The organism is Leptospira kirschneri serovar Cynopteri str. 3522 CT, assembly GCF_000243695.2.
Taxonomy (GTDB): Bacteria; Spirochaetota; Leptospiria; order Leptospirales; family Leptospiraceae; genus Leptospira; species Leptospira kirschneri.
In genome coordinates, this window is record NZ_AHMN02000004.1 from 197,885 (window position 1) to 212,504 (window position 14,620).

General features: G+C 36.8%; 8 protein-coding genes. 2 read left to right on the plus strand and 6 right to left on the minus strand.

Annotated elements, in window-relative coordinates; translation table 11 throughout:
• Positions 1–727: 727 nt before the first annotated feature.
• Positions 728–1,783 (plus strand): class I fructose-bisphosphate aldolase, encoded by a 1,056-nt coding sequence (locus LEP1GSC049_RS223110; protein WP_004754540.1) that lies wholly within the window; start codon positions 728–730, stop codon positions 1,781–1,783.
• A gap of 1,234 nt (positions 1,784–3,017) precedes the next feature.
• Here the strand turns inward: LEP1GSC049_RS223110 and LEP1GSC049_RS223105 are convergent.
• Together LEP1GSC049_RS223105 and LEP1GSC049_RS223100 are read right to left on the minus strand one after the other, a co-directional pair.
• Complete coding sequence (locus LEP1GSC049_RS223105) at positions 3,018–4,592, minus strand: FAD-dependent thymidylate synthase (RefSeq protein ID WP_004769738.1); 1,575 nt, start codon at positions 4,590–4,592, stop codon at positions 3,018–3,020.
• Positions 4,593–4,784: 192 nt separating this feature from the next.
• On the minus strand, positions 4,785–8,081 hold the full coding sequence (locus LEP1GSC049_RS223100; protein WP_004754156.1) for an efflux RND transporter permease subunit: 3,297 nt from the start codon (positions 8,079–8,081) through the stop codon (positions 4,785–4,787).
• A gap of 337 nt (positions 8,082–8,418) precedes the next feature.
• Between LEP1GSC049_RS223100 and LEP1GSC049_RS223095 the strand changes: the two genes are divergently transcribed.
• Positions 8,419–8,916, plus strand: coding sequence for a DUF4395 domain-containing protein (locus tag LEP1GSC049_RS223095; RefSeq protein ID WP_004753613.1), 498 nt, complete (start codon positions 8,419–8,421; stop codon positions 8,914–8,916).
• A 779-nt stretch (positions 8,917–9,695) separates the two neighbouring features.
• Here LEP1GSC049_RS223095 and LEP1GSC049_RS223090 read toward each other — a convergent pair.
• The 4 genes from LEP1GSC049_RS223090 to LEP1GSC049_RS223075 all read right to left on the minus strand — a co-directional run bounded on the left by LEP1GSC049_RS223090 (position 9,696) and on the right by LEP1GSC049_RS223075 (position 14,565).
• The gene (locus tag LEP1GSC049_RS223090; RefSeq protein WP_004753551.1) at positions 9,696–10,790 is read right to left on the minus strand and encodes a DNA-methyltransferase; all 1,095 of its coding nucleotides are present in this window, start codon (positions 10,788–10,790) and stop codon (positions 9,696–9,698) included.
• A 132-nt stretch (positions 10,791–10,922) separates the two neighbouring features.
• Positions 10,923–13,172 carry a cation:proton antiporter gene (locus LEP1GSC049_RS223085; RefSeq protein WP_016748625.1) on the minus strand — a complete coding sequence of 750 codons (2,250 nt, stop codon included), beginning with the start codon at positions 13,170–13,172 and terminating at the stop codon, positions 10,923–10,925.
• Between the two features lie 19 nt (positions 13,173–13,191).
• Positions 13,192–14,028 carry a penicillin-binding transpeptidase domain-containing protein gene (locus tag LEP1GSC049_RS223080; protein WP_016560479.1) on the minus strand — a complete coding sequence of 279 codons (837 nt, stop codon included), beginning with the start codon at positions 14,026–14,028 and terminating at the stop codon, positions 13,192–13,194.
• 15 nt (positions 14,029–14,043) lie between these two features.
• On the minus strand, positions 14,044–14,565 hold the full coding sequence (locus LEP1GSC049_RS223075) for a hypothetical protein (protein ID WP_004758324.1): 522 nt from the start codon (positions 14,563–14,565) through the stop codon (positions 14,044–14,046).
• Positions 14,566–14,620: the final 55 nt, after the last annotated feature.

The following is a 14,620-nucleotide window of genomic DNA, read 5'->3' on the forward strand; positions in this document are numbered from 1 at the left end:
ATCAAACCTAGGGAAAAATAATTTCTAAAAATTAAACTAAATTTCTTTTTTTTTAAAATACGATAGAGGGACTCTTGCGGAAAATATAAATTTAAAAAATTCGTGTAGAATCATTTTAGGTTTGAAAACTCTTGTGAAAGTATTTTTGACAAACTTATCTGTTTCCGTTGTATTACTGATCTCTATAAAATTGAGCACCTTTAATTCTATCACAAAACGCTGATTCTATGTAAAATATTAGGTACTTATTATATAGTTATGAGTAAAACGGTAATTGAAGCAGTTTTGCTAATTTTCACTTTCAACAATTCTATTATTGAAATGTAAATGATTAGATTGGATATATAGTATGAGTAGATACAAACGTATGACTGAGATAGATGATTTAATTGAAAACTTGTGTGATTTTAGAACTACTGATAACTAGATAATAAAGTATCTAAAATTTTGTTTCTGAAATAAAGGTTCTTTTCGAAAGTTATAGTACTCTAATATATTAAGATGAGTAATTCGATTTGGAGTGATTCTGCTTTTCAAGGTTTGATTTTGTTTATTGATTTTCATTTCATTTTTGTGGAAGAAAAAATCAAAGTATTTCAAACAGATACAAATTGAAAGCCCTGAAAATTGGATTGGGTTGATAAATGTACAACCAAAAATGATGGAAAAACTAGGTGGAGTAAAAAAACCTGTATCCAACATTTAAATCGAGCAAAGGAACTTAGGAATGATTGATAAAATCAAAACCGCCCTGGGTGCAGAAGCGGATTCTCTTTTAAACCATACTTGTAAAACGATTCCAAAGGAATCTTTAAGTCTTCCCGGAGTGAATTATGTAGACGAAGTTCTTTCTAAAAGTGATCGAAACAACAACGTTCTTAGAAATTACCAATCGATTCTTAATACCGGAAGACTTGCCGGAACCGGTTATACTTCTATTTTACCAGTGGATCAAGGGATTGAACACAGCGCCGGGGCCTCTTTTGCAAAAAATCCGGCCTATTTCGATCCGGAGAATATAGTAAAACTTGCAATCGAAGGTGGTTGTAACGCGGTCGCTTCTACACTCGGTGTTTTAGGTCTTGTTTCTAGAAAATACTCTCATAAGATTCCTTTCATTGTAAAAATCAATCACAACGAACTTCTTTCTTACCCAAATAAGTTTGATCAAATTTTGTTCGCAAATGTGGAGCAGGCGTTTGATATGGGTGCGGCTGCGGTCGGAGCTACGATTTATTTTGGTTCCGAAGAATCTTCTCGCCAAATTCAAGAAATTTCAGATGCATTTCACAGAGCGCATGAACTAGGACTCGTTACCATTCTTTGGGCTTATTTAAGAAATGATTCTTTTAAGCCAGATAAGATTGATTATCATCTGGCTACGGATCTTACAGGACAGGCGAATCATCTAGGTGCAACGATTCAAGCGGATATTGTAAAACAAAAACTACCTGAAGTTTTTGCCGGTGGTTTTAAGGATTTAAAATTCGGTAAAAAAGATGATAGAATGTACACCCAGTTATCAGCAGACAATCCGATTGATATGGCAAGGTATCAAGTGGCAAACTGTTATATGGGAAAAATTGGTTTGATCAATTCCGGAGGAGCGTCCGGAGAAAATGATCTTTCCGATGCGGTGAAAGCGGCGGTTGTCAATAAAAGAGCGGGTGGAATGGGTCTTATTTCCGGAAGAAAGGCTTTTCAGAAATCGATGAAAGATGGAGTTTCTCTTTTAAATGCGATTCAAGACGTTTATCTTTCCAAAGAAGTAACGATTGCTTAAATATCAAAATTGAATAAAAGCCTCTTTTATCTAAAGGGGCTTTTATTTTGTCTAAGTTTCCTATAAAAATAAGTATTTCAATTCACATTCATTAAAAAAACGAAAACTTTTTGTTTTCAATTTAGAACTCATATAGATTTGATTCTAAAATTTTAAAAATGTAGAAACTCTTACGTTTAGAGTTTATATTTACAGTGTGAAATCAATAATACGTTTTGTATAATATTCAAATAGGATTGATTTTAAAGTTTAGAGATAAGTATTCAAGTTGAATTTATGTTCTATTACTTTAAAAAATCGTAAACTTTTATAGAAAGGTTATTATTGGATAAAAAAGTGATTTTGTTCCTTAAAAAGTTTATTTGGATTATGAAATTTCTATATAATGAATTTTTAATTGAACGATGGCCGCAAAACGATGATTTCACGCACAAATCTGCTATTGTTCAGAATTATATAATAAAATACCCAATGATTCATTTAACATGAGTTTGGTGTAAGGAACTCATACTTTTAGAAAATTTTTTTCAGTCGAACTTACGCTAAAATGGGATTCAAATTTTGATGATGCCCGCAAAACAGCGCGTTCTGTGTAGAAATCGGATTGGACGATGGTTCTTTGTATTTTATAGTAGTTCCTACATTTTAGGATTTAGCTGGTAAATTCACGATTTGTGAGAGTTCCTACATTTTAGGATTTAGCTGGTAAACTTTGATTTGTGAGAGTTCCCACATTTTAGGATTTAGCTGGTAAATTCACGATTTGTGAGAGTTCCTACATTTTAGGATTTAACTGTAAAACTTTGATTTGTGAGAGTTCCCACATTTTAGGATTTAGCTGGTAAACTTTGATTTGTGAGAGTTCCTACATTTTAGGATTTAGCTGTAAAACTTTGATTTGTGAGAGTTCCTACATTTTAGGATTTAACTGGTAAACTTTGATTTGTGAGAGTTCCCACATTTTAGGATTTAACTGGTAAATTCACGATTTGTGAGAGTTCCTACATTTTAGGATTTAGCTGGTAAATTCACGATTTGTGAGAGTTCCTACATTGATTTTAATGGAAAAATCAGTTTTTTATAAAAAAAATCTCTTACGCCTAACTTGTGTTAATCGACGTTTTGTCGCAACATTTATAGGATGATTCTCTTTAAATTTGAATAAAAAATCAAACGCGGAAACTTTTGGAAAATAGAAATGAAAATTTAAAATCGAAACGTTGAATTGCTAATTCTAAATCACTCTGGAATATTCGGATAACTCTCGTTTCCAAACCTGAGTACCACAGTAGTGGTCTCCTTCTGGGCAATAAGGTTTGACTTCTCCTTGTAAACGGATCCAACAAGGTGCTTTGATCCATTTTGCTATCTGAGGGTGAACTTTCATTAGGTCCGTCAGCTCATCCACTGAGGCTTGAAAGATTTCTTCTTGAGCGTTATAACAGGTTCTAGATCTCCACTTATGATGAAGGTTGAGTAGGTCCCCACTTTCGTAGAAACGAATTGGAAAACTATTTGGCAAAAGATACGTTCCGTGTTCGGGAGAACCTCCCGCTTCTAAAAAACGATTTAGTTTTTCAAAAATTTCTTTATGAACTAAGTCGTATTTTTCTTTGAGTTCAGGATATTTTTGAACTACAAAAGGAGTTATATAATCAGGAACACCCGCATATTGAGACATGAGAACAGGTCTTCCTCCAGGAACCATTCTATGTCTTTGATCTTGGCTATCTGCGGTGTGTGAGATCCTTTTTTGGAAAGAATACTGAACGTTAAAAAGAGCCCTTGTGATCGGACTCATGGAACTTTCGTTTAGAGTAGAAGTAAGATGTCTGTTTTTTGCGGGATTTAAAACCAGATCGATGGCGTCTTGGTCATTAAGAAGTGATTTAGAAATTCCTAATATAGAACGAACCGATTGTGCCAAAATTTCCGGACCGTTGGAGGAATGAGAAACTAGTCTGGAATATCTTCCTACTAATTCCGAATCAAATTCTTTTACAAAAGTAGAAGCGGCTTCCGGATGAAATTCCCTTTTACCACTTCCGAACATCGACTCGAAATAACGATACTCTGTGGTTTCTTCGAGAGGAATTGGATCGTCCATTTCGTCCGCATATAAAGGATCGATTGTTCGAACTTGATTGATCATTTCAGTAATAACCGCTCTTTGTTCGTTTGGAACGTCGTAGGAATTCATCAATCTATAGTAACGATGTAGAGTAAGTCCATTAACGGAATGATATAGATATGTAAATGTTCCCAGAGGTAGCAGATAACGTGCTACTTCTAAACATTTCTTTTTGATTGGAGTTTGCCATTTGTCTGGATAATTAGCGCGAGCCTTATAGATTTGAAAGTATTCTTCTTGGATAAAAGGATGGAGCGTTTCCGTGTAAGAAAAGTAAGATTGACTTGCAAAATCTACGGCTTCTAAGTAGAGTTCCAAAAGTTTTCCGTCTAGTTCAGGGGGAACGTAGTAATTCTCTTTTTTTACTTCCACATATCTTTGAGAAACTTGTTCGGAATTATAAAATGGATGTGAATGTAGAAAAGACCAAACGAATTGTCTGGATACTTTGTCCAAAGTAAATATAAACTGAGGATGTTGACGAGTGGTTAGATGTCCCGCTTTTTTAGTGGATTTGGCGACTTTGTCTCGGATTTCTATCGACTTTTCGGAGATAGTCATATCGGAAGGAAGAAGGATACCTTTGGAAGAATAACAGGTTCTTGCAGTAGCTATAGATAAATTGAATGGATCTTTACTATGATCCAGAAGTGAAACGATCGGTTTTTGGGCTGGCATGGAAGTTTCCGACTAGGACAACTATGTCCTCTTTCGTCTATCTTGAGGGTGGAAAGTTCGTCGAAAACTCTTTTTTATATGAAGTAAGATTTCAAAAAATGCATATCCGTAAAAACTCAAATTGAGTTTGGGAAATGTATGTTTAAAAGTGTACACTAAAACGTTACATATTACCGGTGCTATTTTCTATTTTTATTTTTTTGTTCTTTTACCAGACTTTTTAGATTTGGATTTTTCTTTAACGTCTACTTCCGATGTATCTTCTTCCGTAACAATTTCTTGAGTTTCAGAATGAGTTTGTAACCACTCGCTGTTATCATGAGCAAACTGATGATGTCCAAAGGCGCGTTTTTCTAAAAGTCTACGTTTAGCGGACTTTCTTTTTTCTTGGTGTTCGTAAATGTTCAAAAGATATTCCATCACAATCGGCAGGAGTACCCTAGAAAAAACGGTCGCTACGATCACTCCAAAAATCACTACGGTTGCAAGAGGTCTTTGTACTTCTGCTCCAGCCATTGTGGAAATTGCCATCGGAATAAAACCGACCGCGGCGATCACTTCCGTAGTCATCACTGGACGGAGGGAATGAATTCCCGCGAGATAAACTGCGTCTGCAATCGACGCGCCTTTTTCTAATTCTTCCCGAAGAGTAGAAGCGTAGACGACTCCGTTTAAAACTGCGATTCCACTCACTGCAATAAAACCGACTCCCGCGGGAATACTAAACGGAAGACCTCGGATCACAAGACCGATGATACCACCCGAAACGGCGAGAGGAACCACGATAAAAACACCTAACGCGTAGTAGATGCTGCCAAATGCCGCCATAAGCATAAAGAAAATGATTGCGAGTGCGATTGGAACTACTAAGGCCAACCTTTCTTTGGCTCGAGTGAAATTTTCGAACTGACCGCCCCAATCGGTTCTATAACCGGCGGGAAGATTTTTTTCAATCTCTTCTGTGACCTTCTGGGCTTCGTTTACAAAACCAACTAGGTCTCTGCCTCGTATGTTTGTTTCTACCATAATTCTTCTTTTGAGAGATTCTCTATAAATGGCCGCCGGACCTTCCACAAGTTTAATCTCTGCAACCTGTCCTAGAGGAACGGTGGAACCGGAAGATGTGAAAACCGGAATGTTTTCTACTTGTTCCAGATCGGTAGCGTCTATTTTCAAACGGACTACAAGATCGAATCTTTTAAAACCTTCGAACACTTTTCCGGTTTGTCTGCCGAGTCGAAGCGCTTCTACGGTTGCTAAAATTTCTTCTGCTTGTACTCCATAACGCGCCATATTTTCCCGATCTACTTTGATTTCCACAAGAGGAAGACCTAAAACCCTTTGAACTCTTAGGTCTGCTACTCCGGGAACCGTTTTGAGTTTGTTTGCAAATTCTGCGGCGATGTCTTTGAGTTTGACCAGATCGTCTCCGTAGATTTTGATAACCACGTCCGCTTTGGATCCGGAGAGAAGAGAGTTGACTCTGTTTTCGATCGGTTGAGATAAACTGATCGTACTCGAAGGAATGAACTTAAGAATTTCATCTTTCATTTTAGTCATCAGTTCTTCTCTGTCCTTAGCGCTCGTCCATTCTTTACGAGGTTTCAATTTAACCATGGCTTCTCCTTCGTCGGTACCAACCGGTTCCGCCGCGGATTCTCCTCGACCCATTCTAGAAACAACTCCGACTACTTCTGGAAATTTTTTTAATACCGCCTCCATATCCGAGTTTGTGTCTCTGGAATAATTGATTGAAGTGGAAGGAAGTCGTTTGATGTCGATCGCGATTTCACCCTCGTCAATTCTAGGTAAAAATTCAGAACCCAAAGTGGAACCGAGTAACATCGCTAAGACGACTACTCCGATTCCTGCGTAACAAAATTCCTTTTTACGGGACATTCCGAAATTGAGTAGAAGTTTATATTTTTCCGTAATTATATCCCAATACTTACTATGATGAAATACAGGATTTTTAAAAAGAATACTTGCTGCGGCCGGAAACGTAATTAGAGAAAATAAAAGAGAGGCGCCTAACGCGAGTGCTACGGTGATCGCCATCGGTTTAAACATTCTTCCTTCTACACCTTCTAAACTCATCAGAGGTAGATATACAAGTAGAATGATCGCAACCGAAAACGCCGCCGCACGTCCAACCCGCACACATGCGTCCGTGATAATTTCTTCTGCGGCTAGTTCTCTATCTTCTAATTTGGTCTGCATTTCGTAGAAAGAACGTTTTAAAATGAATCCGTGTAAAATCGACTCCAACATCACGATTGTTCCATCAACTAACAGACCGAAGTCGAGCGCTCCTAACGACATCAGATTTCCAACGATTCCAAATGCGTTCATAAAGATGGTGGCCGTAAGCATAGGGATTGGAATCGCCAAAGCGACTAGTAACGCTCCTTTGACGGTTCCTAAAGCGATTATGAGTACGATGATCACTAAAATTGCCGCTTCCGCCAAATTGGTGAAGATGGTGCTTAATGTTCTTCCGATAAATTCGGAACGATCGTAAAAGGTTTCGATCCTCATTCCGGGAGGAAGTTTTGTTTTGATTTCTTCGATTCTTATTTTAACTCTTTTGACTACTTCAAGAGAGTTTTGACCCATGAGCATCATGGCGGTGGCTCCTACAACTTCTCCTTGAGAGTCTTTGGTGACTAAACCAAAACGAAGAGCCGGACCGATTTCTACTTCCGCGATTTGTCCGAGTAAAAGAGGAATCCCGTCTCCTGCGGTAGTGACCGCAGTGTTTTTTAAGTCTTCAATTGATTTGTACTGACTTTCTCCTCGAATTACGATTTGTTCCGAGTTTTTAGAAATATAACCTCCTCCCGTATTTTGATTCGCGGATTCTAATTTATCATAAATTTGGGAAAGAGTAAGGTTGTGAACCGCGAGTCTTCTAGGATCGATCTTAACTTGATACTGACGTACTTGACCGCCGATGATATTCACGTCTATGATTCCTTCTACGGACTTGACTTCACGAGACAATTCCCAATCCATATAAGTTCTTAATTCTTCCGGAGAATGTCTATCCGAGGTAAGTACAAATTCATAAATATCCCCTAAACCGGTTGCAATGGGAGAAAGTTCCGGTCTTCCATAATCGGGAGGAATGATTGCTTCTGCTTGTTTGATTCTTTCGTTTACGAGTTGTCTTGCAAAGTAGATGTCCGTTCCGTCTTTGAAAACTACCGTAACCGAACTGACTCCGGCTCTGGAGATAGAACGGATTTCGGTGACGTTAGGAAGACCCGTAAATTCCATCTCGATAGGATACGTAATGAACTGTTCTACTTCAAGAGGGGAAAGACCGGGAGAAGAGGTGACCGCTGAAACTTGAACGTTGGTCACGTCCGGAATCGCGTCAATGGAAAGATAAAATGCATTATAAATTCCTACGAGGGTTACCATAAAGGTCAGAACCAAAACCAGGGCTCTATTTTTAATCGAAGCGCGGATCAGTTTATCAATCATAACTTTGGCTTATCTCTTAAAAGACCAGGAAAGCCTTGTAAGCTTAGAGTTGAAAGATTTTTTTATTGAGTGTTACTTATATAGTTCTGTATTGATTGTTACATTGTAGAATGCAGAATGAACGTTTTGCGGAATTGAAATTTACACAGAAACGTGTAAATAGTATTTTTTGAAACCGTATAACACAATTGTAGGTCGTGAATTTTTATTGAATATAAAAAAAAATGAATATACTCGCCAAAAATTTAAGTAATTGCTAAAACTGGAAACGATGATTTATACAGTTATCAGGTCTAAATATTGAGGTTATAATTGTCTAAGAGCGAGGGGAACTTTTATGATTCAAATTGGGAATTTTCCGGATACGGTCAACGAATACGCAGCTAGATCGGTGGCAGGGCTTGTCGTGATTTTATCGGTTACAACTCTTTTCACACAATCGATTTGGTTGAATCTTGTTTTGTTGTATGGATTTACCGCGCGTGTTTTATACGGACCTAGATTTTCTATTTTTGCAAAACTTGCAATCCATTGGATCGTTCCAGGGTTTCAATTGGGAAACAAAATTGTAGCAGGACCGCCCAAACGATTTGCACAGGGAATCGGTTTTTTATTTAGTTTTACTTCTTTGATACTTCTTACCCAAGGACAGATTTTTGCGTTTCAGATCGTACTGGGAACTTTAGTCTTTTTTGCGGTTTTAGAATCTTGTATAGGTTTTTGTGCGGGTTGTTTTGTATTTGGCTATTTGATGAGATGGGGAATTGTTCCTGAAGAAGTCTGTGAAAAATGTAATCGGTTAACGTTTGTTTCCAAAAAAACGGATCTTCGTTAAATATATGTTAGGTGTCATTAAAATATTAGAGACGATGTACAATTATAAAAAATTTTCTAATTTTCAGTTAATGATTTTGAATCAAATTTCTACACTACAGTTTATATGTGCATAAAAGTTTTAGTGGGTTTTATGAAGATTTATTAATTTTTAAAGATCGAATATTGTTGGATAACTCTATTGATCAGCTAAATAATTTTTGTAAGAAAAAATAGATGTGGGAACTACTATAAAATACAAAAGAATCATCGTCCAATCCGATTTTTTACACAAAATCGCTGTTTTGCGGGTATCATCAAAATTTAAATCCCATTTTAGCTAAAATTCGGCTGAGAAAAAATTTCCTAAAAGTATGAGTTCCTACAATTTTAAGAATTGTTTGTAAAATCGTACTTTGTGAGAGTTCCCACATCATTTTACAGACAAACCTAAATTTTGTGTTAGTTCCCACAGATTACGTCTCTTTTTATCTTTTTTGCGATTTTACTACTCGGACGCATGAATAGAATACTTGGGTTAGATTGTTTCAAAAATTTGAATATTTTGGTCCTGCTTTAAAATCCAGTAAATCCCGAATTTGTGGTATTTTTTAAGTACTACTATTTTTTTCGTAAATTCGGCCGTTAATAACTTGGTACTATTTTCATGTGTCCGGGTAGTAAAATCATACTTTTCCGAATGAAATTTTGCAGTAGTTCCCACATTTAAAGAATCGATCTGTAAAGTTCAGATTCTAACTTTTTTCAGAATTATGGGTTTTTACGCCTAACTCACGTTAGCTATGGATGAACCGTAGGAATCGATTCGAGTTGTGGAAGTAGTTCTGTTTGGAGTAAGGGAAAATATTCCGCTTCAATTTCATTTTCCGAATTACGAAAAAGTTTGGCGATTCTTTCTAAATTTAAAAACTTTTCCTGTTTGGTCACTACGGGTGTTTGAAGATTCTGATTAAAATGAAGAAACGATTTTCCTTCGTTTTGTCTGTTTTGCACAAAAACGTCGTGATCGTTTTTTCTTTTTTCTATAATTCGATTCAATTTATCTTTAATAGAGTGTAGATTTTCAAGTTGAACCTTTGATAAACCCGGTTCTAAGTCGAACCCGATCGAATTTCTACAGTTGCCGATTGCGGCCAGAGTAGTGGTCCCTGTTCCTAAAAAAGGATCTAAAACAATGTCCCCTTTGAGAGAATACATGAGTATGATTCTATTGGCGAGTTCTAAAGGATATGCTGCACTTCTTTCTCTGCCAGCGAGAAGAGAACTTAAACCTTGTTTTTTTCCCTTAAAATCCCATACGTCTGTAAACCAAAAGTTACGTTCTTCCCAGAAAAAAGCGCTTTCCATACGGGATAGTCGTTCTGATTTTGTGGAAAATTTTCGTTTATTATTTTTTCTGAATATTAAAATATGCTCATGTTCTAAGGTTACGTACGCACCAGCAGGAAGTGTGCCTGAGCCCATAAATTTAGTAGGGGAGTTGGTTTGTTTTTTCCAAAGAATACCGGGAAGACTTTGAAATCCGATCGAATTACAACCTTGTAGAATCCTTGCGTGATTCATATAAATTCTAAAACCGAAAGCAGTATTTCGTGTGGCGTCTCCAATATTAATTACAAGAAAACCTCCGTTTTTTAAAACGCGAAACGATTCTTTCCAAACCTTATCCAGTTCGAAATGCATTTGTTCATAGGAAAGATTGGGATCGATAAGAAAATTCTTTTGAATTTCTCTAGAAAAACCGAAAAAAAGTTCATCCCACATTTCTATCATAGGATAAGGAGGAGATGTGAGGACCAAATCCACTGATTCCGAATCGAGAGGAAACTTTTCTCTAGAATCTCGAAAATGAATCCTATGAATCGTTCGTTTCATACCTATAAAAATTAGAATTTAATCTTTATTTTTTATGTCTACTCAAAACGTTTTTAAGAGTTCGACCCAGATTAAAAAACTAAACCTTAGGCAAATTATAAATTTGTAATGAATACCCCGATAAAATTAAAATTAAGCTTCGATTAGAAAACCATCCGTAGAACGGATTAAAAGAAGCCCTCCACCTTTTGGAAGTTCGTCGACTCTAAATTCGGAATGATTTTCCCATATATCCAAATCACAAAGAATCAAATCGAATTGTTTCCAATCTACTGGAGTTAGGATTTTTACTTTTTCTTTTTTGAGACTCTGTTTAACTTGGGGTTGGTTGATGGAACCGTTTAGATCCACGATCGACAATTTAGAATTGTAGTTTGCCGCTAGTCTTTTGGCGATCTGAAGAAGTTCTAAATCTTTTTCTCTACCGAATAAGATATGTATGTTTTTGATGTCTTGTAATTGAGAGGAAAATAAAATTCCGGTATTACAATTTGTTTCATTCAGTATAGTTCTAATTTTTCCACCTAAAATATCATCCGAAAAAAAAGAACGCGCCGCACCTATCAAAAGTAGTTTATAATTTCCTTCGTTTACGATTCGAACAATGTCCTTAGTAATATTCGTAGAGGTTTTATAAATCGTACTCAGATTTACATTTAAATCTTTTGAAAGTTCTTTTAGAGGAGTAAAACTCAAGGATTCGTATTTTTCCGCGTGGGATTCGGAAATATTAGAATCAGGAGATAAATGAACGGCTGTAACGTTTCTTTCTTTCTTTTTTTCTGGAAAAAGTCCATAAGCAATCTTTAATAGTTCTAAACCCCTCGTATGTTGGGCAAAGGAGATTAGAATTCCTGAATTTAAAGTTGGTTTTACAGTAATGTCTCGTTTTGTAAAACAGATCTCTATGAGTTTAAGTCCGGGACCGGTCATAACCGTTGTAGCAAGAGCCATAAGTACCATCATCGAGAAAATTTCTTCCGATAATACTCCTAAGTCGTAACCTATATTGAGTACGATTAGTTCCATAAGGCCTCTGGTATTCATAAGGATTCCGATTGAAAAAGAATCCATCCAACTTTTACCGGATAAACGAGAAGCTATGGCGCTTCCACCTAATTTCCCTAAGACGGCTACGAAAAGAATTAGGAAAAAAATGGGCCATAAACCGGAACTTGACAAAAGACCGAATTGAGTCCTCAGTCCGGTAAATGCGAAAAAAAGAGGAAGTAAAACGGTAAGGCTGAAGTCTTCAATTTTTTCCACCAGATTATTTCTGAGTTCTTTTTTATCCGGCATTACTACCCCGGCTAAAAATGCTCCGAAAAGTGCGTGGATTCCAATCGCTTCCGTGATCCAGGCAGAAATAAAAATGAATAAAAAGAAAAACGCAGTGATCGATTTTGTCATGGATTCTTTGGTAGTGTATACGTTTCCGGCTCTTTTCATCAAAGGAAGAATCCCTTTCCACATAACGAACATATACGTCAGGGACATTACGATCATCAAAATCCCGGAGGAAAAAGAACCTGCGTTGACGATCGTAACTACAATCGCTAATACACACCAAGCGGTCACGTCGTCTGCAGCGGCCGCGGTGAGTGCAAGACTGCCTAACGTGGTTTTAGTTAGACCTTTTTCTAAAATGATTCTGGCAAGAACCGGAAAGGCGGTGATACTCATACCGATTCCCATAAAAAGACAGAATGCAATAAAATCCACACCCTCGGGAGCCAATGGTACATAGATCAAATAGGCGAGTCCCGCACCTAAAAGAAACGGAAACATAATGCTTGAATGGGAAATTACAATTGCAGACTCGGCTTGGTTCCGTAGAATTTTTAGATCCAACTCCATTCCTACTACGAACATAAAAAGTAAAAGACCGAGTTGGCTTAGGATTTGAAGAGTGGAAAGGGATTCTTTGGGAAATAAAAGTTGGAACCCCTCCGGAAAAATCAAACCAAGTAAAGACGGTCCAAGAAGGATTCCGGCGAGTATTTCTCCGATTACAGAAGGTTGTCCTAAAATAGTAGCGAGTTTTCCGCAAAATCTGGCGCAAAGTATAATCACTATCAGTTGAAGTAGAAGTCTAGAAATTGGTTGTTTTAGATGTCCGGAAAAAATTTTTCCTATTGCTTCCAAATCTAAAAAGCCTGGTCTGGGAAAGGTTATCTTTGAAGATTTATCTGGTATGTTTAGATTCTTTTTGGATAATAGAACCTGGGAAGAATGAAAATTTTCCTTTTCCAGTTCCAGATTTTGTCCTGACTGTAGTATAAAACCTAAGGACAGAATGAATAAGAAAATTAGAAAAATATAAAATAGCGATATTTTTTTCATGTTCGGAGGCATTGTAGGAACGAATTCCTGTTTCGTCATTCAGATTTTTTAGGATCGTTTAAGGAATGATGGATTCGTCTTTGAGAATTTTAGAAACGAGTTCCGCCGCTTTCAAAGGACTTGTAACTTGTTCCGAAATTCGGACACGAGTAAGTAAGAGCCATCGAATATTAGACTTTTGAAAAGAAACCCAAAACCAGGAACTGGTTTCTTCTTGTGTATAATAAAACGCAGAATCAGATCTATAGTCTTCCACTCCATTCCAGTCTCCCGAAAGATCGTGGCTTCCGGTTGCATTAGAGAATGAGCCTGGAGTCCTTTTTAACAAATCCCAAACGGTGTGAATCGACTTTTTACGAATAGGTGGAGGAGTTTCCTGAAGTCGGATTAAAAAATCTACAAACTCGGAAGGTGAAATCGTATAAGAACCGTCCGACCAAAAAGAATTTCGTGTGTTCGGAATCTGAAAGATTCCTATTTTTTCTAAAAGTGGTTTTCCTTTTTCCGGTCCTACATCATTCCATAAATTTGTAAAATACCAATGTACGGAATATTCCAAAGCGGATTTTAGATTTTGATCTTTTTGCCAACGGATATAAGGGTATCTGGTTTTATCCCAGAAAAAAAGTGTTTGATTCTCTTTAAGATAACCTCCTTCTACGGAGATGAGAGCTAAGGCGGGATGAAACAAAGAGGAAGGTGGAGTTTTATAAAAACATTCATCTTTTTGAAAGTAAATTTTATTGTTTGTGGTTTGATTGATTAAGATCGCACAAAGGTTTTCGTTGAGATTTTTTTCGGAAAAAGATTTTGTACTTAGATTAGAATTAGAAGAATCAATCTTACAGGAAAGAAGCGAAAGAATAACTAAAAAGGATAGGAATCCGTTTTTCACTAAATCTAAAACCGATCACATTAAAATAGAAATACAAATTAGAACAAACGTAATCGGAATATAAATAAAGAAAAAATAAATTTTCCCCGCCTTTTTCCAGGGTTTCTGCATTTTAGGACGTATCATTTCTAAAAGTTCTTCTTCGTTGGCTTTGTAGAGTGCAGAGGAATCGTTCATTCCAAATAGGTTGGCCGCAAGACGCCTAAAAGTTTTTTCTCTATAAGTTTGTATATAATCCATGCTTAGAGCGACTAACGTTTTGTTCTCTGAGAATAGATTACGAAATACCATAGGGATTTCGTAAAATTTTCCGATCAATAGACTGGATACTCTGGTAAAAAGTCCGAGATAAAATAGGGAAGCGTATTTTACAGATTCTAATTTTAAGCCGAATACGATCACAAAACAAACCAGATAAGCGCCGTATCCCACGATCAAACCGGCTCTTTCTAAAAATCGGTTCCAATAGACTTCTCTTTCAAATTCAAGATCCAGGATTTCCAAGGATGATCGTGTCGTATCGTTGATTAGAGGCATTGGTAAATTCGAAAAAAAGAATGTTTATCCATACAAAATTTACCCAAAGAAATGA